Source organism: Chryseobacterium sp. UF-81 (assembly GCF_058245105.1).
In genome coordinates this window covers 68,939-94,268 of record NZ_JBSIBX010000005.1, presented here as the reverse complement: position 1 = coordinate 94,268, position 25,330 = coordinate 68,939, and the positions used below count along the sequence as shown (strand labels likewise).

Below are 25,330 nucleotides of genomic sequence, written 5' to 3'. Positions count from 1 at the left end.
GGCTTATTTTATTGATCAGGGTGGTGATTTTATCAGATCTATTAACTAACCAGATTCGTGATTTGTGTTTTCTTTATTGTTAAAATATCATCAGAGATTTCTTTCAGATCCTCCAAATAATGGCTGATGATAAAAATTATCTTTTCAGATTTTAGCTTTTGAATTAATTCATAAATAAATTTCCTGTTTTCCTTATCCAAAGAAGAAGTGGGCTCATCCAGGATTAAAAACTGCGGATCATGATATAAAGCACGCATCCAGCCAAGTAATTGTTTCTGTCCGCCAGACAAATTTATCCCTTCTTCACCTACTAAAGTTAAAAGAGCCTGAGGTAAAGAGTTAATAAAATGATCAAAACCAAGAGAAATTAATTTCCTTAGCTTATGCTCGTCAACTTGTTCTTCAAGAATAATGTTTTCCAAAATGTTCCCATTGAAAAGTTGTATGTTTTGTGGGACAATGCCGGTTAAACTCCGCCAATTAGTTATAGAAATATCTTTTAAACAGATGTTTTTATTGATAATAATCTCTCCATTTTCAGGGAGATAATTTTTTTGTAATATTTCTGTCAGTGTGGTTTTTCCGCTTCCACTTTCTCCGAGAAGACACGTTATATTTCCCTTTTGAAGAGAAAAAGAGATTTGATTTAAGAGCCTGCTTCTTCCATTAAACCTGAAGTCCATATGGTCAATGTCAATCGATTTAATCTCTGTAATTTCCAGACCTTCCATTTTTTCTTTTTCTAATGAAGAATATTCAAACATTCTGTCAAAGGCTACTTTGGCTTCCTGTATTGGAATGGTTATCAATGCCAGATTAGTGATTGAAGAGAGCAGTGAACTGGAAATTCCTATAACTGCCATTAATTCTCCGGTTTTAATTTCCCCTTTCAAAACATTATAGGAAGAAAAACCAAGAATGATAATAAGAAAAGAAACCAAAACCACTCCTGAATATAATGCAATGGTTAAGTTAAGTTTTCCAAGCTCAAAAATCTTTGCCTGGAAAAAACCAAATAGAGTTTCATTTCTCTTGATGAACATATGCTGCTTGGAGAAGCCTTTAATAACTTCTATTCCTCTTATACTGTCAATATAATTTGCCTCGTTTATACTATAGGACTGCATAACGTTCCTTTGGGCATCAATAATTTTTTTATTAAAACTGAAGATGATATAGAAGATTACAGGTGAAATAATGATGCATACCATAGCCAGTTTCCAGGAATAGAAGAAAAGAAAGCCTGTAGATATTAAAATGCCCAGAACATCGACGGCAGTATTGGTAATAAGCTGTTTTATGACAGTTTGTATTCTTTGTGTATCATTAAGCCTTGCGACAAAATCACCCACCTTCCTGCTGTCGAAAAACATTTTTGGAAGATAAAGAAGAGAAGAGTAGAAGTTTTTATTAATCCTTTCATTAAATGATTTACTTTGCTTAATAATATATAGTTCCCTCAACGCCTGAATAATTACCTTCGCAAAAAGGAGAAATCCGAGGAATGAAATACTTAACAATAAAACGGATATTTTTTTCTTTGGCAGGATATCGTCAATTAATTTCTGTGAAAAAATAGACATTGACATACCCAATAGTGAGAAAATAAGACCTAGAAAAATAATGGTATAAATGGCCTCTTGATCTTCTTTGATAAGATTTTTGAGCCATTTTTTTTTCTCTGTATCGGTTTGTTCTTTTTTTTGAAACTGTGTATTAGGCTTTAGAGTAAGGCAGGTTTTAGACTGCCATACTTCTTCCAGATATTCCCTTGTCCAGTATTCTAAACCTTTTGCAGGATCTCCGATAAGAAATTGATGATTTTCAGAAAGATTGTAGTAATAGCATATAACATAATGTTCAAATTTTTGATCTATAATAGTATGTAAAATAACAGGTTCTCCATGTTCAATAAGGGCATCTATATCGGCTTCACATCCTTCTGCCTCAAAACCTATAGAATTAGCACATTGATGCAATCCTAAAAGTGTAGTTCCTGTTTTGCCTGTTCCGCTTTTTTCACGGAGAGTTTCTAATGAAATATGGCCCCCATAATACTGGACCAGGGATTGTAAACATCCAACTCCGCAATCGGTTAAGTCCTTTTGGAGAGAGAATGTTTTTTTTATGTGTCTATTTTCTTTCATCAGGATTGGTTATGATTTTTTCTAGTTTTATGGCTCCCGAATTTCTTCTAATAAGATGGTTGTTTTTGTCATATACTAAGAAATAAGGGACACTGTTCATCCCCAGTCTTTGATAAAGTATTGCCATTTCATCATGACACCAAATGATATTTCCCTGACTGCTCAAATTATATTTTTCTGCAAATTCTTTGATCTCATTTAATGGTTCACTGGCAACCCAAATCCACTGTATGTTTTTATAAATGTGATAATTTTTAGATAACTCATCTGCTTCTGCCTGACAAAAATGACAGCCGGGATTGAAATATATTATGACTTTGGTCTGTCCACTGGCCAAATTGTGTTGGTTGAAAGAATTCCCAGCAATAGTTTTAAGACTAAATGCCGGAACATTCTTCAATGCATCTATTTTTTCTTTCTTTTTCTGAAAGTTTAAAAATAAATATGCCATTATCCCAATCAGCAGAATTGGAAAAATAACAGCTGATATTTTTAAAAGTTTATTGTTTTTCATATATTAATACTGGGCGTTTAGGATAAAAAATGAAACCACACCCATCCAGAGGAGCAGGCCAATCCCATACGTAATTGTTGTTAAACCGAAAGATTTTGGAAAACTGATTTTTTGTTCTGAAAATTCCCAAATTCCCCAGGCGAGAATTCCCCAATAGAATAACTCAAATAGATTAACTAATTGTAAAGGATAAGCCAACCATTTCTCAGTTGAAATGTATTCTTTTACATTTAATAAAGAGATAGGATAATAAGTTTGCAGATTTTCCAGAGTATAATTTGTATCGATCCAATAAAAATTAACAAACTTATAAAACCCTGCTATGATAAATACAACTTCTGCTATTAAAACAAGGGTTATTAAATCTGAAAATTTTACTTTTTCTAGTCCAGGTAAATCAAAGAGTTTAATAAAATTAAGGCAGAAAGCAACCAGTAAAACTTTAACTCCGATAAGTAAAGGAATCAGTACGTAAGATAGCCACCACCATTTTTTTTGACTTTCCATATAGTTTTGCACAGCTTCGTTGGGATAGCCCTTGGCAAGAAAATCTATGATTTTGGAATTTGTTGTAATGAAACTCTTGTCTAAAAAAGTCAGTAGAAAATAGCATAAGACAATGCTTATGAAAAGTATGAGATTTTTCATTCAATTATGTTTGGGGTTAAAAATATTGATAAAAAAGCTTGAGGAATTTTGTAAATGAAAGAATATTAATTTATCGCTCATGCTAATTCTTTGCATTTCAGATAAAACTAAAGGAAATCAAAAAATCTAGATTCTTCGCTTTGATAAATTTCAGCCTTTAAATAAATTAAATTTTTAATGACTTTGATACTGTTATTATTGAAAAAGGATTATATTTTCTTTGAAAATCTGTGGAGAAATATTATCGTATAAAGTAAGAGATATTAGAAAAGATAATGTTACAACGATATTGAAATTACTTTTATAAAAACCGTAAAAACAAAAAAGGGAAATTAAAAAAGTAACAAATAAAATTTCTTCATTTGTAGAAAATGGAAGAGAATATCTACCAAAAATGATTTTGGGTTTTTATTTTAATCTTTACTATAAAATTCATCCTACTTTAATCTTAAAACTAGGAGGATATTCCTCCTAGTTAAGTTTTAATTATACAGTTTTTGTAACTGCCACAGCATTAGTTTTATATTTTTCAAATTTTATCATTATTATTTCTTTTAGTCAGTACTTCTATTAAAATTACCAGAAAAAATAATATTACACCTATTAGCTTTTCAATAGAATTAAATTTCATTTCAAAGAAAAAATACTTAAATATCAAATAGATAATTACGATTAATAAAATAAAATTTGCGAATGTTTTGTATTTTGTTTCTTTAATAATTTTATTCATAATAACTAAAATTTTAGATTCATAATAAAAATTGACATGATATAAAAACATGTATTAAAACTAATTAATCTTTGTGACATTCATTTTCAAAGAACATTGCTCCTGCTGCCGCTGTTAAATACCATTGACCTGACGCAATACTAGCGCCAATAGCTGCTGCATTTAAAGCACAAGACCATCGGAATTCTCCGCCCTGCAAATTTTCCATTTGCGAAACATTTAATTTTTTCATTTGTTAAATTTTAAATTTAGTAAATGTTTTTTGTCATATAAACCCTGACATGGGCTTTTTTGCTGATCAGCGGGTATTTTTATTTTTTATACTGTACACATACAAAAAATAAAACTTTTGTGTTTTTACCTGAAGCAAAGATGCAAAATGACAAAACACCAAAAAAGTAAATGAATCTTAGATTTATAAATTTATAGCTATAGATTTATAAATGTTTGGATTTTAATCTTTTGATAATGAGTTAATTATGTGTTATTGTAGGGTGTTTGACTTCTCAATTTCTTTGATGTAAACGGATAGCGTGATGCCCGTTTTTTTCTTAAAAGCCAAAGAAAAAGACTGCTCATTATTATAACCTAATTCTTCTGCAATAGCCAATAATTTATAAGAACGGAATTTTTTATCTTTTATAAGCCTGTTTAGAGCATAGTCAATACGCAGATCGTTGATATAAGCTGCAAAGTTTTTCCCTTTCTGGCTGTTGATGACCTCTGATAAATAGGTAGTATTGGTTTTTATACTTTTTGCTAAGCTGGAAGATGTAATACCTTTCTTTAAAAAAAGCTCTTTAGCTTCGAAAATTTCCAGTTCTTTTAAAATAAATTGTGTGATATCTTCTGGAGTTGTTTTAGCTGTTTTATCTTCAGTTGCTTTATCTCCAGTTTCGACTTGTACAATAGCAGGAGATGGACTTGTAATTAGTTGAGTTACCGGAGGTGTTTCAATATTTTTCATCTCAATGGAATTGATGAGGTCCTGCGCAATTTTTCTATGCTGCTTCTCTGTTTTCTTAGATCTGTAATATAAGAATGAGAGTAGCAGAAGTATTATCAATAGAAAACCAACAGATACATTTAGAATTGTTTTTCTGTTCTTTAACTCATTGATAATGCTTTCTTTTTCCTGCAAAAGATTGGGCGTATCATATTTCTTAGGAAGCTCTGTGGATAAATATTGGAACTGTTCATCAAGTTTTTTGTCAACTTTTAAAAATCTATCAATGTAATAGATTTGTTTTTCCTTATCGTTTTTTTCTTTATAATAGTCTATAAGATAGGTGTATACTTCACGGAGTTCAGGAAATGTAATATTAGTTTTTTTTACATTAGAATCTAAAACGACAAAATATTCGACTGCTTTTTCCTTGTTCGCCAATCCGTCAAAAGCTTTACCTAAATTAAAAAGTGTATAATTTGCATTCTCATCATTGATATTGGAGAAATATTTATAAGCTTTTGATAATTCCGCTATGGCAGCTTTATATTTTTTTTGTTTAAGATTAGAATACCCAGAATAATAAGAATATTGGCTAACTATATATTGGTTTTTGTCTGTGAATGGTGATCTTTGACCTTCTTCAATTAAAATATTGGCAGAATCCAATTTATTAAGTTCAATATAGCAATATATAAGACTTATACGCATTTGATTATGTTGAGATTCATCCGTAATGTTGTTACCATTGTATAAATAATATCTGAACGTTTTAGCAGCTTCTGCATTTTTACCTATATAACTATTTAAATATGCAATATTTATATTAGCATATGCGGCAAGCTTTTGATCTTTCTGCTCTTTGGCATATTGTAATCCTAAAATATAATTATCTAAAGCAATTTTTAGATTGTCATATTTATAATAAAGGTTTCCTTTCATTAAATAAGTCTGAGAGGGATATATTGTTCCTTTTAGATTTTTCGTAATTGTAGCTGCACTATCCAGGTATTTTAGTGCATTGGAAAAATTTTCATTAAAATGAACAAGGATATAGCCGTCAGCTATTTGAAGAGTGTTTTTTTCATTTTTAGCCTTCTGCAGATAATATTGAGCTAGAATTTTAGCTTTATTGGTTTTAATATTATCATTATAGTTGTAAAATTTGTTTTTCAGTTCCGAGTAACTGAATTTATTTAAGGTGTCAACCTTATCTTGAGCAAAAAAATAATTGGTAAATAAAAAAATAATAGAAAATATAAATCTCATCATTTGTAAATAAACTACAAAAATATCATTTCTGTAAGAATATTTTATAAAATAATAATTGCTCCCATAAAGAGAGCAATTATTTAACGATTTATCGTCATCAAAGTTTCTTCTGAAACTTTATATTCACCTTTTTGGTATGTATCTTTACTTGATAGTAAAACTTCATAAGTATAAATTCCTTTTGGTAAATTAAATGTACACTCTTTCTCGTCTTTTTGTATTACGAGTTCTTTTTTTATTTCCTCATCTTCTATTTTTCCATTAAATTTTACGGTAATTTTCTCATCCATTTTATTTTTGAAACAAAAACTGTCTACAGTTTTGGCATTAGGATCTGCTTGTTTTGTACCATTTCCTCTTAAAGCCATATAACCTTGCACGAGAATATTACCTATTGCTAACCCTTTATCTAAACCTGACATTGTGGTTTGAGATTTTAATTGTGAAGAAAAAAGAATGATGAAGAAAACAAGGATATGTCTAAACTTCACATTTTTAATTATTTGAATGAGTTTATTTTTTTTGAAAATTCTTGATAATCAATTTTCCCTACCTTTTTATACACTATCTTACTACTTTTAATGATGTATGTTATTGGAATTTCAGTAGAGGATACATTAATAAATGAGGCATTCATATCATTTTCATTTACATTCAGACTAGTGAGTATAGAGTTTTTATATAAATAATTCTCAAGTGTAACGTCTTTAAAATCAAATTTTTGTGAGTCAATAAATTTTTTAAGTTTTATAGAATCGTTATCTAATGAAAAGGATAAGAAAGCAATTGAAGAGCTATTATCGATTTGACTTTTAATTTCATTGAGTTGAGGCATTTCTTCTAGACAAGGTTTACACCAAGTTGCCCAAATATTAAGAACAATTAATTTTTTATTTGAGTAATAATTTTTATAAAAAGGGCTGTTTTGAAATGAATATTCTATTTTTTCTTTTTTTATTTCATGTATTGTCTTCACCTTCATATTTTTAATTATGTTAGTGTTTTTGTTTATTAAAAAAATTCCACTAACTATACAAATTAAAACTATTGTTATTATAAAAATCTTTTTTCTCATAAGTCTTTTTTTTAAAGAAAGTGTGTAGCACACACTTTCTTATTGAAATTCTATTTTACTTGCTCCAAATTAACTATAGTTCCATAGCCATTTTCATCCTTTACTATTTTGTAAGTTCCTCTTGTAGCGGTTAATTTTATATCGTCATATGCTTCACTACTTGATTCAAGTATTGTTATTTCTTCTGCATCTGCAAATCTTTTATCTTTCATTAATGCATTAAGATCCATTCCACCAAAACTAAGATCTTCTTGACTATTCTTACTTATTGATCCACCACATACCATAGCAATGTAATGTGTACATCCTGCACATATAGTCACATCTGTTTCAATTTCTAACAACTTTATAGAAACTTTTACATGAAAAGTTTTGCAGCCATATTTCAATACAAAGGGAAATAACGAATTTTGGTTACTCGTTAATAAATTTTGCATTGCAAAATTTGGAGACGGATTTCTTTCATCTAACCTATTAGTGGTTTTTAAATTAGCAAAGCTAAAACTTCCAATTAACATAGCTAATACACATACGAATTTAAATAAATTTTTCATAAATTTTTCATTTTTTAAAAATTGTCAATTATTTTTTACACTTAAGTTTCTCGAGAACTTGATAGCAAAGATGTAGATGATAAATTATTGTACAAAACATTAGCTCCATAGATTTATAAATCTATAGTATAAATTTATAAAAATATAGCACTTATAATATTGATATTGTATTACTTATGGTTAATTGAGGATTGATGTGTTTTTTTCGATTTCTTTAATGTAAATAGAAAGAGTAATACCTGTTTTTTTCTTAAATGCCAGAGAAAATGCCTGATCATTATTATATCCTAATTCTTCTGAAATCACTGACAATTTGTAGGAACGGAATTTTTTATCTTTTACCAATCGGTTTAATGCATAGTTAATACGCAAATCGTTGATATAAGCTGCAAAGTTTTTCCCTTTCTGGGTATTGATGACCTCTGATAGATAGGTAGTATTGGTTTTTATACTTTTTGCCAAGCTGGAAGATGTAATGCCTTTCTTTAAAAAAAGCTCTTTAGCTTCGAAAATTTCCAGTTCTTTTAAAATAAATTGTGTGATATCTTCTGGAGTTGTTTTAGCTGTTTTATCTTCTGTTGTCTTATCCTCTGTTTCGATTTGTACAATAGCAGGAGATGGACTTGTAATTAATTGAGCTACCGGAGGCGTTTCAAGATTTTTCATCTCAATGGAATTGATTAGGTCCTGCGCAATTTTTCTGTGTTTCTTTTCCGCTTTTTTATATTTAAGATAAATATTTATGAATAACAAAAGAACTATTATTAAAATACCGAGAGAAATGTAAAAAAGCATTTTTTTCTTTTTTAATTCATTGGTAATATCTTGTTTTTCTTGTAACAATTTAGGCGTGTCATATCTTCTAGGGAGTTCTCGGGAAATATATCTAAACTGAGAATCTAATGTATGATCGACTTTTAAAAGTCTTTCAACATAATATAATTGTTTTTCTTTATCCTTTGTTCCTCTATAGTAATCAATAAGATAGGTGTATACTTCTCTAAGTTCTGGAAAAACATAATTTGTTTTGAGAACCATAGAATCAATTTTAGTGAAATTTTCTATTGCTTTATTCTTTTCTTGTAATCCAGCATAGGCCTTTCCTAGATTTAAAAGTGTGTAGTTTTGATTTCTTTTGCTTGGGTCATTTGTTGAAAAAAAATACTTTTTGCAATTCAGCAAATTTTCGACAGATTCCTTATATTTTTTTAATTTTAAATCATAATAGCCCAATAAGCTTAGGTTTTGGTGGTAGACATAAGCATCCTTGCTTTTTTTAGAAGATTGTAAACCTTCTTGTATTAGTGTGTATGCAGAATCCATTTTATTAATTTCTATATAAGCATCTGCCAGATTTAATTTAAGATTATTACGCTCATCCTCATTGAGATAATCAACATTATATAAATAATATTTAAGAGTTTTGGCCGTTTCTCCATGTTTCCCAATATAATTATTCAAATAGGCAATGCTAATATCAGCAATGGCAATTTGTCTTTTATTTCTTTTCTCTTTTGCATATTTTAAACCTAATACATAATTATTCAATGCTGCTTGAAGATTGTCAGATTTAAAATATAGGTTTCCTCTTAATAGATAAGTTCGGGCAGGATAATAATCTTCTTTGGAGTTTTTTGTGATAACCTGTAAGCTATCAAGATACTTTAATGCATTCGGTAAAGTTTCATCAAAGTGTAGCATCACATAACCTTCAGCTATTTGAACATTATTTTTTTCGGATTTAGCTTTTTGCAGATAATGTTTTGCAATATTTCTTTTAAGATTGATATCTCCGTTATTACTGTTGTAGAATTCGCTTTCCAATTCCTCGTAAGTATTTTCTTTTAAAATACTTTTTTTGATATTTTCAGCATAATTTGTTTGTGAGCAAAACAAATTATATCCAATAATTGTAAACAGCAAAAGATATTTTATTTTCATTGTATTGTAAATAAACTACAAAAATATCATTTCTGTAAGAATATTTATAAAATAATAATTGCTCCCATAAAGAGAACAATTTTTAGATTTTATTCAGTCAGAAGAATCTTCGGAAGAGAGAAAGGCTATTATTTCCAATATTGAGGAAAGCAGTGCTATTTTTCAAAATATCATATCCTATAATGAAAATGATTCCTTAGGAATATCTTTACAGGATTTTTTTCAAAGTATTTTTCATATGAATATCAACAGGCTTTTTGTTTCCAATCAAAGACTATTTGAAATGATAATGTATGATTATTTGCTAAGATACTATAAAACCTGTGTCTATAGGGATTAGTTAGAATACCTTCACTAAAATATAGCAAGCAGTTATTTTAAACTTAAAAAAGCCTCGTTAGAATTTTTCTAACGAGGCTTTTTTTATTCAATACTAAAGATGACCTGTTCGGTCTGTTCTTTAAGATCCTCCAGATTGGTGTTGTTATAGATAATGCAGTCTGCGAGTTTTATCTTATCTTTTTCAGGCATCTGCTTTTCCATGACAGATTCTACTTCACGGTAGGTTTTTCCATCCCTGTCCATTACTCTTTTGGCTCTGATATTATCTTCAGCAGTGACCAGAAGAGATTTGTAACACTGCCGGTTCAGCTTTAATTCAAATAATAAGGCCGTTTCTTTAAAAACCAGATATTTAGTCTGTTTCTTAAGCCATTCTTCAAAATCAATACGTACCGCAGGATGAATAATCTCATTTAACTCATGAAGCAGTTCCTTATTACTGAAAACCTTTTCTGCGACAAATTTTCTGTCATACAGTCCGTTCACATCATAAGCTTCATTGCCCAGTAAATCTATTATTTTTACCTTTAAATCCTCACTTTCATTCACAATGGCTTTCGCTCTATCATCGGAATAGTAAACCGGAAATCCAAAGTCTTCTATAAAATGGGCAACAGTAGTTTTTCCTGAGCCTATACCACCGGTAAGTCCGATCACCTTGGGTACCGGTGCCGGTTCCGGTTCTGCTTTCTGTGTTTCTGAATGTAAATCCTCCATAATCAAAAATTAATATCCAAAAACATCATTAAAACTGTGAATCTCGTCTAATCTCACTCCTTTTTCAGTCATTTTAAGACTTGCCAGTTCATTATGGGCATCATGCTCAAAGAACAGAAGATATTCATTATCTACACACTGCTTCAGGAACTTTCCTTTCTCTTCCAATGTCAGAAGAGGCCTTGTGTCGTATCCCATTACATAAACCTGGTTAATGTGTCCTGCAGTAGGAATAAGATCCGCCGCAAAAACAATTGTTTTTTCCTGATATTGAATCACCGGAAGCATCTGTTTTTCCGTATGTCCGTCTACAAAGATCACATCCATTTTCAGATCAGGAGCAAAACCGTAATTTCCTGTAGCAGGAAGGGGCAAAAAGTTAAGCTGTCCGCTTTCCTGCATCGGAAGAATATTCTCCTTCAGAAAGCTGGCTTTTTCTCTTGCGTTCGGTTCTGTAGCCCATTGCCAGTGGTTTTCATTCGTCCAGAACTGAGCGTTTTTAAAAGCCGGTCTGTATCCCGTTCTGTCATCATTCCATTCAATAGCCCCTCCGCAATGATCAAAGTGCAGATGCGTAAGGAATACATCCGTAATATCCTCTTTTACAAAACCGAATTTCTTTAAATTCTTATCAAGATTATCATCTCCCCAAAGCGAATAATGGCCGAAGAATTTATCATCTTGTTTATTTCCGAGACCGCAGTCTACAAGAATCAGTTTCTTGCCGTCTTCTATAAGCAGGGATCTTGTCCCCAGTTCAATCAGGTTTTTTTCGTCTGCAGGATTGGTTTTTTCCCACAGACTCTTTGGGACGACTCCAAACATGGCACCGCCGTCCAGTTTAAATTTTCCACATTGTATTGGATATAGCTTCATATATATTTTTGATTATTATTTCTTTATTAATTTCATTTTCTCAGCAATTTTTCTTCCATTCTCATCCGAGTGTTCAAGTTCAGAGATAATATTCTGATAATCATGATCCTTTCTGTTCTGAGAAAGCTTTTGTTTGATAAATATTTCTGTCGGAATTATTTTCAGCCCGAAGGCACCCTTCATTTCCTTTTCCACAAATTCCCTTCCCATATCCTTTACCATGACAGGACACTTCTGGAAACTTTCATATTTTGAGGTTAATTTGTCAAAATGCCGGTAAAGCTCGTCATGATTCATAAGCTGTACTTTTCCATAGATCTGAACAGCTTCATAATTCCATGTTGAAACGTTCATATGATCATACCAGCTGCTCGAAATATAAGTATGGGCACCCAGGAAGTCACAGAGAACTTCATCCCCGTCCTTTAATATTTTTGCCTGAGGGTTGGCTCTTGATATATGAGTTTCCACATATACATTTTCAGGATCATTCTCATTCAGCATCATTATAGAATGCGTAGCTCTTATTTTTTCAACGGAAGAAATAAGTAAGGCAAACGCATTGTCCCTGATGATTTCCCTCATCAGATTATGATCTTCGCTTCTGTATAATTTTGGAATAAACATAGACTTTTAAAATAATTCTCCCGGATTTTTCGGACGTGATATTTTTAAATGCTGATAAGCTTTGTCGGTGACTTCTCTTCCTCTTGGTGTTCTGATGATAAATCCTTCCTGGATCAGAAAAGGCTCATACACCTCTTCCAGGGTTTCCGGATTTTCAGCAATTGAAGTAGCAAGAGCGGAAATTCCAACAGGTTTTCCCTTAAAATTTTCGATCATAACCCGCATGATCTTGTTATCCATTTCATCAAGGCCAAACTCGTCTACATTAAGAGAATTCAATGCGTACTTTGTAATATTGATTTCAATTTCTCCGTTTCCTTTGATTTCGGCAAAATCACGTACCCTTCTTAGCAAAGCATTGGCAATCCTTGGTGTTCCGCGACTTCTTCTGGCAATCTCTATCGCTGCATCTTCATAAATCTTACTTCCCAAAACCCTTGAGCTTCGCTGAATAATCATCGATAAAAGTTCAACCGAATAATATTCAAGCCTGCTTTGAATTCCAAATCTTGCCAGCATTGGCTTCGTCAGCATTCCGCTTCTTGTGGTTGCTCCTACCAGCGTGAAAGGATTAAGACTGATCTGGACACTTCTTGCATTGGGCCCGCTTTCCAGCATAATATCTATCTTATAATCTTCCATGGCAGAATACAGGTATTCTTCTACAACAGGTGACAGACGGTGGATCTCATCAATAAAAAGAACATCGTTTTCCTCCAGATTCGTCAGCAAGCCGGCCAAACTTCCCGGCTTATCCAAAACAGGACCGGAAGTGATCTTGCAGTTAACGCCAAGCTCATTGGCAATGATATTGGCCAAAGTTGTTTTACCCAGACCCGGCGGACCATGCAGAAGAACATGATCAAGAGCACCGCCACGTCTTTTGGCAGCACTTACAAAAACTTCCAGGTTTTCCAAAGTTTTTCTCTGTCCGGCAAAGTCCTTAAAACTCTGCGGACGGATCTGCTCCTCCTGCATAAGCTCTTCATGTGAGTAGTTTTCTTTATCTGGATGTAAAAAGTCTGGCATTAATTCATTTCATTTACCTCAAAGATAGGAAATTTAGACTAAGGTTAAGGATTAGATTGAGAAAATTCAGGAGTCAAAAAAGGATAATTGTAAGGCTGGGTTAAAGGCAAAGGTAAATACAATAGCTGAGGCTAAAGGTGATTTTGATTCAGCACATTGAGATATTTTAAGTATTTTTGAGAGGAAAATTTAATTGTAAACAAGCTGTAGCTTTAATCTTAAACAAATGAAATTAATAGGACCTTTCAAGCAGATCATTACGTTGGCAGACCTTCCGTTAAGAGGAAAAATATCCGATGAGCAAATTGATATTATTACAGACGGAGGAATTTTGGTAGATAATGGCTTGATTCAGAAAGTTGGAAACTTTAAGATGTTAAAGACTGAAAACCCGAACACAGAAACAGAACTTGTAAAAGGAGAACAGGTTGCTCTTCCGGGATTTGTAGATTCCCATACCCATATCTGCTTTGGAGGAAACCGCGCCAATGACTTTGCCATGCGTAATGCAGGGAAAACCTACCTTGAAATAGCAGAAAGCGGCGGCGGTATCTGGAGCTCTGTTCAGCATACAAGAAATGCTTCAGAAGAAGAACTATTAAAAACATTGGTTGAAAGGATCAGTTTTCTGGTTTCACTAGGAATTACGACTATTGAAATAAAAAGTGGCTACGGATTAGATGTGGAAAATGAACTGAAAATGCTCAGGATTATTAAAAAAGCACAGAATCAGACAAAAGCCAGGTTGGTTCCCACATGTCTTTCCGCTCACCTGAAGCCCAGAGATTTTAATGGGACCAATCAGGAATATTTAGAATATATTCTTACAGAAATTTTACCGAAAGTAAAAGAAGAAGGACTTGCAGAGCGTGTAGATATATTTATAGAAAAATCTGCGTTCCAGCCTGAAGAGAGCAGGGATTTTCTACTTAAAACTAAAGATTTAGGTTTTGATATTACGGTTCATGCAGACCAGTTTACACCGGGAAGTTCCCGAATTGCAGTAGAAGTAGGAGCAAGATCCGCAGATCACCTGGAAGCTACTATTGATGAAGATATTGAATTTTTAGCACAATCAGATACAGTTGCTACTGCATTGCCGGGAGCAAGCTTAGGATTGGGTGAAAAATTTACACCAGCCAGGAAATTACTGGATGCCGGAGCTATTGTAGCTATTGCAAGCGACTGGAATCCCGGATCTGCACCAATGGGAAATTTAATTACCCAGGCTTCTATTTTGGCAACATTTGAGAAATTAACAACTGCTGAGGTGTTGGCAGGAATGACATTCCGTGCTGCTTATGCATTGGGTCTTGAAGATATAGGAAAACTGGAAACTGGAAAAAAAGCAGATTTTGTAACGTTTAAAACCGATAATTTTCAAAACATTCTTTACAATCAGGGAAGCCTGAATGCTGAAAATGTTTACATCAGCGGAAACCTTAGTCATTAGCTTATGGGCATTTTTGATAAGATCTTAGGCAAAAAACAGCCGGAAAAAGAAATCAAAACCTATAAGGATTTTTGGGACTGGTTTTTGATAAAAGAACAATCTTTTTTTGAAGTTGTAAAAAGCAGAGAACATATTGAAGAACAGTTTTTTGATATTATATCTCCTGAACTTACTAAGATAAATGACGGTTACTATTTCCTCTCAGGAATGCATGATGAAGAGACGGCAGAGCTCATCATTACAGTAGAAGGTGACGTGAAAAAAATAATTTTTGCTGAAGAACTTATTGCTGCCGCCCCTAAGATTGATCATTGGAAGTTTACAGCCCTTAAACCGGAAACGGATATTGAGAATATTGGATTGAGAATGGGAGATCTGGAATTTTCAAAAAACAATATCTACTTTTACTCCAATGAAATAGAAGGTTATCCGGATGAGATTGATCTGGCCTTTGTATATGATGATTTAAATGAGGAAAACAAAGAATTGGCCACAACAGGAATCTGTATTTTTCTGGATAACTTCCTGGGTGAATTGAATTTTGCCACGCAAATTGACACTTTCAGCGTTATAGGTAAAAACGAAGCAGAGCAGGAACTGATTCCGATAGAAAAACTAAGAGAATTTCTTCTCTGGAGAGAAAGAGAATTTACAGAAAAGTATAAAGATTCGCAGATTTTAGAAAATGAAGACCAGTTTTCTCTTCTCGAAGCCACTTTAGAAAATGGAATGCCGCTTATGGCTACGGTGAATGCTTCTTTATTAAAATATGATGCAAAAGCTTCCTATCCTTGGATCTCGGTCCTGAACATTTCTTACGATGGAAAGAACAATAACGGTTTTCCGGAGGAAGCCGATTACAATACAATGAATACCATTGAAGATTATGCGATAGAGCATCTTCGCCCAAAAGATGGTCATTTGTATATCGGCAGGGAAACGGCAGACAATGGCAAAAGCATTTACTTTGCAAGCAAGGATTTCAGACAGCCTTCTAAAGTTTTTGATCAGATCATAAAAGACAGTCCTCAATATAAAATTTCACTGGAAATTTATAAAGATAAGTACTGGCAGAGTTTTGAACACTACAATGTAAATTAAAGAATATTCATTTTTTTGTATGGCAAATTAAGCGGAATACAGCCTTAGACTTTTATTTTTTATTTAAGTTTTCTTATATTGTGACCTCATTACTGTTGATTCATTGTATAAAACAGTAATTTTCTATAGTTCTTAAGTACATCCCTGATAAGGAAAATAACGCAGTCATATTATTCTTTGAGTACTTCTGCCGGGGCTATGCCTGTCTGTCAATATTAATACGAAAAATAAATCTGATGAAGTTTAAAAACGTACAATCTACTTTCAACAAAGGAGTTACAATTCCAAGTCTTATTTTTATTATTGGAACCTGTTTTCTTTCTGCTCTGTATCCTAAGCCTACAGAAAGTATCCTGAATGAGATCAAACAGTTTATATTTGTTAATCTGAACTGGGTGTATGTATGGGCGGTTACTCTTTTTGTGGTCTTTTTAGTTTACCTGCTGTTCAGTAAATATGCCAACATAAAGCTAGGAGCCAACGACAGTAAACCGGAATACTCCTTTTTTTCCTGGATTTCCATGCTGTTTGCAGCAGGAATGGGAATCGGGCTGATTTATTTTAGTGTGGCAGAACCTATGCAGCACTATTCTTCCGAAGTTTTTGCCGATAATCATTATGTAAACAGGGCAAAGCAGGCACAATTGTATACTTTTTTTCACTGGGGAATTCACGCCTGGGCTATTTACGGAGTTGTAGGCCTTTCCTTGTCGTATTTCGCATACCGATACAGGCTGCCGCTTTCCTTACGAAGCTGTTTTTATCCATTACTGAAGGATAAGATTAACGGTAAGTGGGGAAATGCAATTGATGTTTTTGCATTATGCTGTACATTTTTCGGATTGACTACTACCTTAGGATTTGGAGTGGTACAGATCAGTTCAGGATTGAATATACTCCATATCACTGCGGAAAACAGTTTTACCAATCAGGTGATTATTGTGATCAGCCTTATTGCTCTTTCTGTAATTTCAGCGATTAGCGGAGTGGATAAAGGAGTAAAGATTTTAAGCAATATCAATGTAATGAGCGTCATTGTACTCTTACTTTTTGTGCTGATATTGGGACCGACGGTATATCTGATAGGAAGCTTTACCGATGGATTGGGAAACTATATCAATAACTTTTTCAATCTTACCTTTAACACCCATGTTTACGAAAAAAATGCATTGCCATGGTTCTATGACTGGACTATTTTATACTGGGCATGGTGGATTTCATGGTCGCCATATGTAGGATTATTTATCGCCCGAATTTCCAAAGGAAGAACCATCAGGGAATTTATTCTTGCCGTTTTAGTACTTCCTACATTATTCAATTTTATCTGGATGTCTGTGTTTGGAAACAGTGCCATCTGGTTCGATCTGAATGTTGCTAACGGAAAATTAAGTGAACTGGCATCCGACCCTGATGCACTGATGTTCCGGTTTTTAGAATATATGCCCTTATCAACTCTGACTGGATTCTTCGTTATTGCCATCATTATTATTTTCTTTGTAACATCTGCCGATTCGGGGATATTTGTGATGAACAGCATTGCTACTAAAAATGCTAAAAAATCTCCTAAATGGCAGATTGTATTCTGGGGGATTTTACTCGCTGTACTTTCCCTTTTGTTATTAAACGCCGGGGGATTAAAAGCGCTTCAAAGTATGACTTTAATTACAGCATTACCCTTTTCCATCATAGTTCTTTTATTTATAGTGAGCCTGATGAAGGGGCTGATCATTGATCAGAAATATTATGACACCAATTTTTCTGCATCTACCGTTCCCTGGTCAGGCGAGTTTTGGAAAGAGCGTTTAAAAAATATTGTTTCATTTAAAGATAATTCGTCAGTAGATCATTTTATTAAGGTCAAAACAAAAGAAGCCTTTACAGATCTGCAGCAGGAATTTGCAGCCAACGGAATTGAAGCAAAAATAAATCATTATGAAAATCCTGCCAGAATAGAAATAGAGATTCACCAGGGAGTCGTCAATAATTTTATTTATGGGGTTGAAAATAAAGTGAAAACCGTTTCCGAATACATGATCAATGAAGAGAACCTTCCCGATCTGGAGGACAATAAAACCCACTATCCAAGATCCTATTTCGGAGATGGGAGAGAAGGATATGATGTGCAGTACTTTACAAAAAATGAACTGATTTCTGATGTACTCAAGCATTATGAACGATTCCTGGAAATTGTTTCAGAAGAGCGCAATGAGATGTTTATAAGCAGTAATGCCAATCAGAAAAAAGAATGATTTAAGATCAGCATCTTACAGGAATGACGGATGTCATGGAGCATTTTTGAAATTGAACACAGGAGCGTTTTAATATCTAAACAATATTATTTAGATTTACTGGATAAAACGCAGTAATTAAAATTTAATTTAGATCTATGTTTCAGGATACTTGGCAAGGCAGATTAGACGGGGAAGAACCTCTTTTCCACAGGATATTTCAAAGAGTTAAAGAAGAACATAATTACGACAATATTAAACCCGAAGATTTTGTTCTGCATGGTTTTGCCGTAGATGAAGGCGTGAGAAGAAACAAAGGGCGGCAGGGTGCCAAAGATGCCCCTGATGTGATCCGAAAAAATATGTCTAATTTTCCTGTGATCCGGCCGGATTTTTCCCTTCTTGATTTCGGAAACATCACCTGTGAAGACGGCGATCTTGAAAGTACCCAGAACAGCCTTGCGAAAAGTGTTTCGAAGGTTTTGCTGAAAGGAGGTAAGTCACTTGTTTTAGGTGGCGGCCATGAAGTAACCTATGCCCACTATTTAGGCGTAAAAACCGCTTTTCCGGAACAGAAAATCGGGATCATCAATATAGATGCCCATTTTGATAACAGGCAACCGGAAAGAGGAATAGGAGCAAGCTCCGGAACCGGCTTCTGGCAGATTGCACAGGAAGGACCGATCAACTCGCTTCATATCGGGATCCAGAGAAATTCAAATACCCTTAAGCTTTTTGATACAGCTCACCAGTATGGAATGAAATATATCCTTGCCGATGAAATCTTTTTTGAGAATCTTCCTTCCATTTATCAGCGCATCGATGAGCTGATGGAGAATGTGGATTTTGTTTACCTTACCATCTGTATGGATGTTTTCAATGCATCGATCGCTCCAGGAGTTTCCGCTTCAGCTTACAATGGGATCTTTGCAGATACCCCTTTCATGAATTTCTACAGGCACATTTTAAAAAGTAAAAAGCTGATAGCACTGGATGCGGCAGAAGTCAATCCCTCCCTTGATATTCAGGACAGGACGGCCCGTTTGGCTGCATGTCTTGTGAATGAATGGTTTATGATCTGAGGATAAATTATATTATTTCGATAGAGAAAAATCATTACTTTATTTAGCCTTAAGGAATAGAATTTGTTACTTTCACACTGCTTTTAGAATAAAGGCATTAATAAATTCATTTTTTGAATTTAAAACAGAAATTAGATTATGGAACAGTTAATTGAAAATAAGCTTATTCAAGCAGATAAGACATTTTCAGAATGGAGAAAAGTACCGTTTGAAGAAAAGCAGAAGCTGATCGCAAAAGCGGCAGAAATTTTAAAGAACAATTCAGAAAAATTCGGAAGGATTATTACGGCTGAAATGAATAAACCTATTTCAGAATCAATTGCTGAGGTTGAAAAGTGTGCCTTAATGATGAATTATTATGCAGATGCTGAAAATATTTTAAAGCCCGAAAAAGTTGAATCTGAATTTTCTTATTCTGAAGTTCATTATGTCCCGAAAGGTGTTATTTTAGGAGTAATGCCCTGGAATTTTCCTTTCTGGCAGGTGTTGAGGTTTGCTGTTCCTGCAATTTTGGCCGGAAATACGGTAGTTCTGAAACACGCTTCAATTTGTTTCGGAAGTGGGAATGCCATTGTAGAGGTTCTTTTAGAGGCCGGTTTTCCGGAAGGTGTTTTCCAGAACCTGGAAGTAGGGCATAAAGCAGTAAAAGAAATTCTTGAGCACGATGCTGTAAAAGGAGTGAGCCTTACAGGCAGCGGAAAAGCTGGCGGAGAAGTAGCTTCAATTGCTGGTTTGAATATCAAAAAATCCTTATTGGAATTAGGAGGAAGCGATGCCTTCATTATTTTCGATGATGCAGATTTAGATGAAGCGGCAAAAGCAGGAGTAAAATCCAGACTTCAAAATTGCGGACAAACCTGTACTGCTGCTAAAAGATTTATTATTGATGAAAAAATTGAAGATGAATTTTTGCCTAAATTCATTGAAGAATATAAAACATATGAAGTGGGAGATCCTTTACAGAAGGAAACTAAATTAGCGGGAATGGCAAGACCGGACCTGGCTGATGAATTAGAAGCCCAGTTCAACCGGGCATTGGAAAATGGAGCTGAGATTATTATTCCTTTGGAAAGAATTTCTGAAAATGAGTTTAAGCCCGGTTTAATCCGTGTTCAGGAAGGAAATCCTATTTTAAAAGAAGAGCTTTTTGGACCTCTTGGAATGGTGATGATCGCTAAAAGTGATGAAGAAGCTTTAAAAATGGCTAATGATATTCCTTTTGGACTCTCAAATTCCGTTTGGACAGCAAATAAAGAACGTCAGTTATTTTTCATCGAAAACCTGGAATCAGGAACGGTAAATATCAACAGGATGACAAGCTCTGATCCGCGTTTTCCATTTGGCGGGAGCAAGGCTTCAGGATATGGAACGGAGTTGTCATTGCTGGCTTTAAAAGAGTTTGTAACGGCAAGAACGATCGTGGGAAATTGATTTGTATAATGTAGTTTGATGTATAAAGTACAAAGTATTTATGTACACCAATAGTTAACTATATAAAAAATCCCGGAAATGTCTATTTCCGGGATTTTTTTGTATGATGGTCAAAAAGTAATTTTGCTTATTGCTTATTGCTTATTGCTTATTGCTTATTGCTTATTGCCCTAAACTGTTGTCAGTCTCAATGTATTCGTCTTTCCGCCCTCATAAGATGGAGTAGCATTGATGTTGATCACAAAGTCTCCGCTTTCAATATAACCATGGTTGTGCGTCAGCATATTGACCTGGATGATGGTCTCATCGGTAGATTTTTTCATGTCATAATAAAAGGCATGAACTCCCCAAAGAAGGTTCAGCATAGTGATTACTCTTCGGTTTCCGCTGTATACGATGATATGTGAATTCGGTCTGTGTGCCGCCAGCTGAAAGGCTGTATATCCTGAATGCGTAAGGGTAACAATAGCAGAAACATTGGTCGTTTTAGCAATTCTTACCGCTGCAAGACATACCCTGTTGGTAATAAATCTTTCGTCAATACAGTTATAATCTTTTTCGATTGGCTCATTTTTATGCTGATAGAAATGAGTTTTCTCGATGTTCTGTACAATTTTTGACATGTTTTCAACCACCTGAACCGGATATCTTCCTACAGAAGTTTCTCCAGAAAGCATTACCGCATCCGCACCGTCCAATACAGAGTTGGCAACGTCATTTACTTCCGCTCTTGTTGGTGTAAGGCTATTGATCATTGTTTCCATCATCTGTGTGGCAATAATGACCGGTTTTGAGTAGAATCTTGCTTTCTCTACCAGGTTTTTCTGGATAGCAGGAACTTCTTCCATCGGAACTTCCACACCAAGGTCACCACGGGCAACCATCAGTCCATCACATTCCAATAGGATTTCGTCAATATTTTTAACCCCTTCAGGCTTTTCGATCTTAGCAATAATCGGAGTTTTGAATTTTCCGTTTGGATGGCTGTCGATCAGCTTTTTCAGGTCGATAATGTCTTGCGCATGTCGTACAAAAGAAAGTGCGATCCAGTCAACCTCCATGTCAAGCATAAAATTGGCATCCTGAACGTCTTTTTCTGTAAGAGCAGGAAGTGAAACGTTGGTATTCGGCAGGTTTACCCCCTTTTTAGAGCTCAAAGGTCCCCCTTGAATAGTCTTTGCTTTTACGGTATCTATTTCGTTGGTTTCAATAACCTCCAGCATCAGCTTTCCGTCATCAATAAGGATTCTTTCCCCAACTTTTACATCCTGAGGAAACTGCTGATACGTCATGTAAACCTTAGTGGAATCACCTTCTATTTTCTCATTCGTAAACGTAAGAATATCGCCGGGGTTCAGGTAAGAACCTTCCTTTACGACACCTACTCTCAGTTTCGGACCCTGAAGGTCTCCAAGGATACCAACAGAAAAACCGTATTCCTGATTAAGCTCTCTGATAATTTCAATATTATTTCGAACTAATTCGTAATCTGCATGTGAAAAATTTATTCTGAAAATATCAACACCCGCTTTCATTAGTCCTAACATTACCTCCTTCGACGATGAAGCAGGTCCTAGTGTTGCAATAATTTTTGTCTTCTTTAAATACTTATTCATAATACTGGATAATTTGATAAAGTTCTTCTTCAGAACCTAGTGTATAGTCTTGTATCGGAAATACAAGATTTTCCGGGAGCAAAATTACGGAAAAATCAGGAATTTGTTCCGAAGTATGCAGAATATATTCTACATCTACCTGATTATTTAATAAAAATTTAATGTTTTCTTCTTCTGTAAAGAGCTCAGTCTGCAGTTTTTTTTGCTTACTTTCTGAAGACCGGTTTGAAATAAATGTAAAACATGTCTTTGTAAACCTGTGGTAGGCTTCAAATCTCGGGAAATAATAATCATAATAAGCCCCGTGAATGATCACATCTTTCTTTCTGGAAAAAGTAAGGCCGTTGATTTGATTTATTTTGTAGAAAAACTCATGAGCAGGTATATCCTTTGCTAATCTTACCAATCCTATGGCAATATCTTCAAATTCTATATCATCAAGATCATAAAGTTTTTGAATTTCCAAGTATGTTTTCTTTTTTATTTAAAATATAAAATGCTCTTTGTGCTGCCTTTTCTTCTGCTTTCTTTTTGGAAGTTTCCGTCGCATTCGCGATCTTTTCTTCTCCCAGCCAGACATGGCACCTGAATACCACTGCTTTATTGGCCTGGACCTCTTCGCAGGTTTCGTATTTTATATTTACTTTTTTCTTCTGGCTCCATTCGAGCAGAAGACCTTTATAGCTTACAATTTTATTCTCAAGCTTGTTAATTTCTCCGGGAGTCAATAATCTTTCCAGGATGATCTTTTTACAGCCATCGTAATGAAAGTCCAGATAAACAGCACCAATAAGCGCCTCAAATAAATTTCCGGAAATGTTTTCTCCCAATGCTGCGGATCCCTGCTTCTGCAAAAGATCGATAAGCTTCAGGTCTTCCCCTAGTTTATTAAGATTCTTCCTATTAACAATTTTAGATTTCATCTGTGTCAGATATCCTTCATTAGCCTGAGGATAGGTCTGGAACAGATGACAGGAAATAATTGTACCCAAAACAGAATCTCCCAAAAATTCAAGCCTTTCGTAATTACTGTCTTGATTTTTAGAAGAACTTTTTAAAGAAAAAGCTTCACGGTAAAGAGCTATATTCTGAACCTCTGCACCCAGCATTTTTTTTAGCTCGGTACTAAGGAAGTAATCTCTCTCCGTTAATTTTCTTTTTCTTTGTTTGAGAAGGAATTTAGAAAAGTATTTCTGTAACTCCATTCATTGAATTTAGATTTTCTTAAATAGAACGCAAGCGTTATGCCCGCCAAATCCAAAAGTATTGCTCATGGCTACTTTCACATCTTTCTTAACAGCGGTGTTGAATGTGAAATTCAGTCTGCTGTCAATATTTTCATCATCAGTAAAATGGTTGATGGTAGGCGGAACAATACCATGAATAATAGTTCCTAATGCAGCGATAGCTTCAATTACTCCGGCAGCTCCCAGAAGGTGACCGGTCATTGATTTTGTAGAATTAATCTGAATATCAAAAGCGTGCTCGCCCAGTAATTTTGAAATTGCGTTGGATTCTGCAATATCTCCTAATGGAGTAGAGGTACCATGCATGTTGATATGGTCTACTTCATCAGCAGTTAAGCCTGCGTCCTCCAAACAGTTTTTCATTACCAGATAAGCTCCTAATCCTTCAGGGTGCGGGGCAGTCATGTGGTGTGCATCTGCACTCATACCGCCACCTAATAATTCTGCATAAATTGTAGCACCACGTTTTACCGCGTGCTCATATTCTTCAAGGATGATACATCCTGCTCCTTCGCCTAATACAAAGCCATCTCTGTCTTTATCAAAAGGTCTTGAAGCTGTTGTAGGATCATCATTTCTTGTAGAAAGCGCCATCATCGCATTGAATCCACCGACACCACTTGCTGTTACGGCTGCTTCAGAGCCTCCGCATACAATAACATCTGCTTTTCCAAGCTGGATAATCATCTTGGAGTCAATTAAAGCATTGGCTGAAGATGCACAGGCAGATACCGTAGTATAATTCGGCCCGTGAAAACCATACTCTATTGAAATATGTCCAGGAGTGATATCCGCAATCATTTTAGGAATAAAGAATGGGTTGAATCTTGGAATTTCCGTATTTGCCCATCCTAAAACCTCAGTTTCGAAAGTTTCCAAACCTCCTATTCCTGACCCCCAGATTACACCGACTCTGTTTTTATCTACATTGTCTTCCATAATCCTGGAGTGTGCTACCGCTTCTCTTGCGGCTACCAGCCCAAGCTGAGTATTCCGGTCCATTTTTTTAGCTTCTTTCTTATCGAAATGCTGTAATGGATCGAAGCCTTTCACCTCGCAAGCGAATTTAGTTTTAAAGTTTGTGGCATCAAAAAGAGTAATCGGAGCAGCACCGCTCTCACCTTTAAGAAGATTTTCCCAGTATTCTTTTGCATTATTTCCAATCGGTGTTATTGCGCCAAAACCGGTTACAACTACTCTTTTTAATTCCATAAACTTTTAAAATTTTCTTTTTTGTTGAAGAATATTATTTATTTACTACTTCTTCGATGTAAGCGATAGCGTGCCCTACAGTAGTAATTTTTTCAGCCTGGTCATCAGGGATTTGAATATTGAATTCTTTTTCAAATTCCATGATTAACTCAACTGTATCCAATGAGTCAGCTCCTAAATCGTTAGTGAAGCTAGCTTCAGGAGTTACTTCTGTTTCTTCAACGTCAAGCTTATCAGCGATGATAGCTTTTACTCTTGATGCAATGTCTGACATAGTAAATTATTTTTTTAATTGTTAGATGGTGCAAATATATAAAATTCTTCACGATAAAACATTTTTTTAGTCTTTTTTGTGGGTAGACTATACTTATTTTATAGTGAGAAGTTTTAGTGTTTTCGTTTTCAGCTATTTAAGTTTACTATGTAATTCATAAGTGAAATTATTATGATTCCGGATAAAACCACGCAAAAAAAGATTGGCGACAGATAGCTTATGCGGTATAGGTAATCCGTCTAAAGAATAAATGATGGGTCTCAGAAAT

Annotated in this window: 24 protein-coding genes; 6 read left to right on the top strand and 18 right to left on the bottom strand. The window is 34.3% G+C overall.

What is annotated here, in order from left to right:
- Positions 1–41: 41 nt before the first annotated feature.
- From AC4IFE_RS09210 to AC4IFE_RS09170, 9 genes are all read right to left on the bottom strand, one after another.
- A complete protein-coding gene (locus tag AC4IFE_RS09210) occupies positions 42–2,147 on the bottom strand; it encodes a peptidase domain-containing ABC transporter (RefSeq protein ID WP_490756527.1) in 2,106 nt (701 codons plus the stop codon).
- Positions 2,134–2,661, bottom strand: coding sequence for a TlpA family protein disulfide reductase (locus AC4IFE_RS09205; protein WP_490756526.1), 528 nt, complete (start codon positions 2,659–2,661; stop codon positions 2,134–2,136). The genes AC4IFE_RS09210 and AC4IFE_RS09205 overlap by 14 nt, the downstream gene beginning before the upstream one ends.
- A gap of 3 nt (positions 2,662–2,664) precedes the next feature.
- Entirely contained in the window at positions 2,665–3,309 is a 645-nt protein-coding gene (locus tag AC4IFE_RS09200; protein ID WP_490756525.1) for a hypothetical protein, read from the bottom strand.
- A 794-nt stretch (positions 3,310–4,103) separates the two neighbouring features.
- Positions 4,104–4,271 (bottom strand): hypothetical protein, encoded by a 168-nt coding sequence (locus AC4IFE_RS09195; RefSeq protein ID WP_490756524.1) that lies wholly within the window; start codon positions 4,269–4,271, stop codon positions 4,104–4,106.
- Positions 4,272–4,523: 252 nt separating this feature from the next.
- Positions 4,524–6,257, bottom strand: coding sequence for a helix-turn-helix domain-containing protein (locus tag AC4IFE_RS09190; RefSeq protein ID WP_490756523.1), 1,734 nt, complete (start codon positions 6,255–6,257; stop codon positions 4,524–4,526).
- Positions 6,258–6,337: 80 nt separating this feature from the next.
- On the bottom strand, positions 6,338–6,679 hold the full coding sequence (locus AC4IFE_RS09185) for a hypothetical protein (protein WP_490756521.1): 342 nt from the start codon (positions 6,677–6,679) through the stop codon (positions 6,338–6,340).
- Positions 6,680–6,756: 77 nt separating this feature from the next.
- On the bottom strand, positions 6,757–7,332 hold the full coding sequence (locus AC4IFE_RS09180; protein ID WP_490756520.1) for a thioredoxin-like domain-containing protein: 576 nt from the start codon (positions 7,330–7,332) through the stop codon (positions 6,757–6,759).
- 50 nt (positions 7,333–7,382) lie between these two features.
- Positions 7,383–7,886 (bottom strand): hypothetical protein, encoded by a 504-nt coding sequence (locus tag AC4IFE_RS09175; protein WP_490756519.1) that lies wholly within the window; start codon positions 7,884–7,886, stop codon positions 7,383–7,385.
- A gap of 180 nt (positions 7,887–8,066) precedes the next feature.
- Complete coding sequence (locus AC4IFE_RS09170) at positions 8,067–9,827, bottom strand: helix-turn-helix domain-containing protein (RefSeq protein WP_490756517.1); 1,761 nt, start codon at positions 9,825–9,827, stop codon at positions 8,067–8,069.
- Between the two features lie 91 nt (positions 9,828–9,918).
- Between AC4IFE_RS09170 and AC4IFE_RS09165 the strand changes: the two genes are divergently transcribed.
- Positions 9,919–10,167: a lantibiotic dehydratase C-terminal domain-containing protein gene (locus AC4IFE_RS09165; RefSeq protein ID WP_490756731.1), complete on the top strand. Its 249-nt coding sequence runs from the start codon at positions 9,919–9,921 to the stop codon at positions 10,165–10,167.
- Between the two features lie 83 nt (positions 10,168–10,250).
- Here AC4IFE_RS09165 and coaE read toward each other — a convergent pair whose 3' ends face one another.
- Genes coaE through ruvB form a run of 4 tightly spaced genes read right to left on the bottom strand, consistent with a single transcriptional unit; the run spans position 10,251 to position 13,418 of the window.
- Positions 10,251–10,886 carry a dephospho-CoA kinase gene (gene coaE, locus AC4IFE_RS09160; RefSeq protein ID WP_490756515.1) on the bottom strand — a complete coding sequence of 212 codons (636 nt, stop codon included), beginning with the start codon at positions 10,884–10,886 and terminating at the stop codon, positions 10,251–10,253.
- 9 nt (positions 10,887–10,895) lie between these two features.
- Positions 10,896–11,762, bottom strand: coding sequence for an MBL fold metallo-hydrolase (locus tag AC4IFE_RS09155; protein WP_490756514.1), 867 nt, complete (start codon positions 11,760–11,762; stop codon positions 10,896–10,898).
- A 15-nt stretch (positions 11,763–11,777) separates the two neighbouring features.
- Positions 11,778–12,389: an FMN-binding negative transcriptional regulator gene (locus AC4IFE_RS09150; protein ID WP_490756513.1), complete on the bottom strand. Its 612-nt coding sequence runs from the start codon at positions 12,387–12,389 to the stop codon at positions 11,778–11,780.
- Between the two features lie 6 nt (positions 12,390–12,395).
- A complete protein-coding gene (ruvB, locus tag AC4IFE_RS09145) occupies positions 12,396–13,418 on the bottom strand; it encodes a Holliday junction branch migration DNA helicase RuvB (protein ID WP_111955432.1) in 1,023 nt (340 codons plus the stop codon).
- A 226-nt stretch (positions 13,419–13,644) separates the two neighbouring features.
- Here ruvB and hutI point away from each other — a divergent pair, with 226 nt between their 5' ends.
- From hutI to AC4IFE_RS09120, 5 genes are all read left to right on the top strand, one after another.
- Positions 13,645–14,871 (top strand): imidazolonepropionase, encoded by a 1,227-nt coding sequence (gene hutI / locus AC4IFE_RS09140; RefSeq protein WP_490756512.1) that lies wholly within the window; start codon positions 13,645–13,647, stop codon positions 14,869–14,871.
- A 3-nt stretch (positions 14,872–14,874) separates the two neighbouring features.
- Complete coding sequence (locus tag AC4IFE_RS09135) at positions 14,875–15,972, top strand: DUF695 domain-containing protein (RefSeq protein ID WP_490756510.1); 1,098 nt, start codon at positions 14,875–14,877, stop codon at positions 15,970–15,972.
- Positions 15,973–16,208: 236 nt separating this feature from the next.
- A complete protein-coding gene (locus AC4IFE_RS09130; RefSeq protein WP_490756509.1) occupies positions 16,209–18,221 on the top strand; it encodes a BCCT family transporter in 2,013 nt (670 codons plus the stop codon).
- A 137-nt stretch (positions 18,222–18,358) separates the two neighbouring features.
- The gene (hutG, locus tag AC4IFE_RS09125) at positions 18,359–19,282 is read left to right on the top strand and encodes a formimidoylglutamase (protein ID WP_490756507.1); all 924 of its coding nucleotides are present in this window, start codon (positions 18,359–18,361) and stop codon (positions 19,280–19,282) included.
- Between the two features lie 138 nt (positions 19,283–19,420).
- Complete coding sequence (locus tag AC4IFE_RS09120) at positions 19,421–20,713, top strand: aldehyde dehydrogenase family protein (protein ID WP_490756506.1); 1,293 nt, start codon at positions 19,421–19,423, stop codon at positions 20,711–20,713.
- 170 nt (positions 20,714–20,883) lie between these two features.
- Here AC4IFE_RS09120 and pyk read toward each other — a convergent pair whose 3' ends face one another.
- Genes pyk through AC4IFE_RS09095 form a run of 5 tightly spaced genes read right to left on the bottom strand, consistent with a single transcriptional unit; the run spans position 20,884 to position 25,062 of the window.
- Complete coding sequence (pyk, locus tag AC4IFE_RS09115) at positions 20,884–22,329, bottom strand: pyruvate kinase (RefSeq protein ID WP_111955420.1); 1,446 nt, start codon at positions 22,327–22,329, stop codon at positions 20,884–20,886.
- Positions 22,322–22,795: an IPExxxVDY family protein gene (locus AC4IFE_RS09110; protein ID WP_490756504.1), complete on the bottom strand. Its 474-nt coding sequence runs from the start codon at positions 22,793–22,795 to the stop codon at positions 22,322–22,324. Before AC4IFE_RS09110 ends, pyk begins: the two co-directional genes overlap by 8 nt.
- On the bottom strand, positions 22,773–23,534 hold the full coding sequence (rnc, locus tag AC4IFE_RS09105; protein ID WP_490756502.1) for a ribonuclease III: 762 nt from the start codon (positions 23,532–23,534) through the stop codon (positions 22,773–22,775). The genes AC4IFE_RS09110 and rnc overlap by 23 nt, the downstream gene beginning before the upstream one ends.
- A gap of 9 nt (positions 23,535–23,543) precedes the next feature.
- Entirely contained in the window at positions 23,544–24,788 is a 1,245-nt protein-coding gene (gene fabF, locus AC4IFE_RS09100) for a beta-ketoacyl-ACP synthase II (RefSeq protein WP_490756501.1), read from the bottom strand.
- A gap of 34 nt (positions 24,789–24,822) precedes the next feature.
- On the bottom strand, positions 24,823–25,062 hold the full coding sequence (locus AC4IFE_RS09095; protein ID WP_002976354.1) for an acyl carrier protein: 240 nt from the start codon (positions 25,060–25,062) through the stop codon (positions 24,823–24,825).
- Between the last annotated feature and the right edge of the window lie 268 nt (positions 25,063–25,330).

What these genes read in the sequence shown, in the direction of transcription:
- AC4IFE_RS09130 (WP_490756509.1), top strand. Translation starts at nt 16,209, where the DNA reads ATGAAGTTTAAAAACGTACAATCTACTTTCAACAAAGGAGTTACAATT.
- AC4IFE_RS09150 (WP_490756513.1), bottom strand. Translation starts at nt 12,389, where the DNA reads ATGTTTATTCCAAAATTATACAGAAGCGAAGATCATAATCTGATGAGG.
- AC4IFE_RS09180 (WP_490756520.1), bottom strand. Translation starts at nt 7,332, where the DNA reads ATGAGAAAAAAGATTTTTATAATAACAATAGTTTTAATTTGTATAGTT.
- AC4IFE_RS09170 (WP_490756517.1), bottom strand. Translation starts at nt 9,827, where the DNA reads ATGAAAATAAAATATCTTTTGCTGTTTACAATTATTGGATATAATTTG.
- AC4IFE_RS09205 (WP_490756526.1), bottom strand. Translation starts at nt 2,661, where the DNA reads ATGAAAAACAATAAACTTTTAAAAATATCAGCTGTTATTTTTCCAATT.
- AC4IFE_RS09135 (WP_490756510.1), top strand. Translation starts at nt 14,875, where the DNA reads ATGGGCATTTTTGATAAGATCTTAGGCAAAAAACAGCCGGAAAAAGAA.
- AC4IFE_RS09175 (WP_490756519.1), bottom strand. Translation starts at nt 7,886, where the DNA reads ATGAAAAATTTATTTAAATTCGTATGTGTATTAGCTATGTTAATTGGA.
- hutI (WP_490756512.1), top strand. Translation starts at nt 13,645, where the DNA reads ATGAAATTAATAGGACCTTTCAAGCAGATCATTACGTTGGCAGACCTT.
- AC4IFE_RS09190 (WP_490756523.1), bottom strand. Translation starts at nt 6,257, where the DNA reads ATGATGAGATTTATATTTTCTATTATTTTTTTATTTACCAATTATTTT.
- rnc (WP_490756502.1), bottom strand. Translation starts at nt 23,534, where the DNA reads ATGGAGTTACAGAAATACTTTTCTAAATTCCTTCTCAAACAAAGAAAA.
- fabF (WP_490756501.1), bottom strand. Translation starts at nt 24,788, where the DNA reads ATGGAATTAAAAAGAGTAGTTGTAACCGGTTTTGGCGCAATAACACCG.
- ruvB (WP_111955432.1), bottom strand. Translation starts at nt 13,418, where the DNA reads ATGCCAGACTTTTTACATCCAGATAAAGAAAACTACTCACATGAAGAG.
- AC4IFE_RS09200 (WP_490756525.1), bottom strand. Translation starts at nt 3,309, where the DNA reads ATGAAAAATCTCATACTTTTCATAAGCATTGTCTTATGCTATTTTCTA.
- AC4IFE_RS09210 (WP_490756527.1), bottom strand. Translation starts at nt 2,147, where the DNA reads ATGAAAGAAAATAGACACATAAAAAAAACATTCTCTCTCCAAAAGGAC.
- AC4IFE_RS09185 (WP_490756521.1), bottom strand. Translation starts at nt 6,679, where the DNA reads ATGTCAGGTTTAGATAAAGGGTTAGCAATAGGTAATATTCTCGTGCAA.
- AC4IFE_RS09095 (WP_002976354.1), bottom strand. Translation starts at nt 25,062, where the DNA reads ATGTCAGACATTGCATCAAGAGTAAAAGCTATCATCGCTGATAAGCTT.
- coaE (WP_490756515.1), bottom strand. Translation starts at nt 10,886, where the DNA reads ATGGAGGATTTACATTCAGAAACACAGAAAGCAGAACCGGAACCGGCA.
- pyk (WP_111955420.1), bottom strand. Translation starts at nt 22,329, where the DNA reads ATGAATAAGTATTTAAAGAAGACAAAAATTATTGCAACACTAGGACCT.
- AC4IFE_RS09120 (WP_490756506.1), top strand. Translation starts at nt 19,421, where the DNA reads ATGGAACAGTTAATTGAAAATAAGCTTATTCAAGCAGATAAGACATTT.
- AC4IFE_RS09155 (WP_490756514.1), bottom strand. Translation starts at nt 11,762, where the DNA reads ATGAAGCTATATCCAATACAATGTGGAAAATTTAAACTGGACGGCGGT.
- hutG (WP_490756507.1), top strand. Translation starts at nt 18,359, where the DNA reads ATGTTTCAGGATACTTGGCAAGGCAGATTAGACGGGGAAGAACCTCTT.
- AC4IFE_RS09195 (WP_490756524.1), bottom strand. Translation starts at nt 4,271, where the DNA reads ATGAAAAAATTAAATGTTTCGCAAATGGAAAATTTGCAGGGCGGAGAA.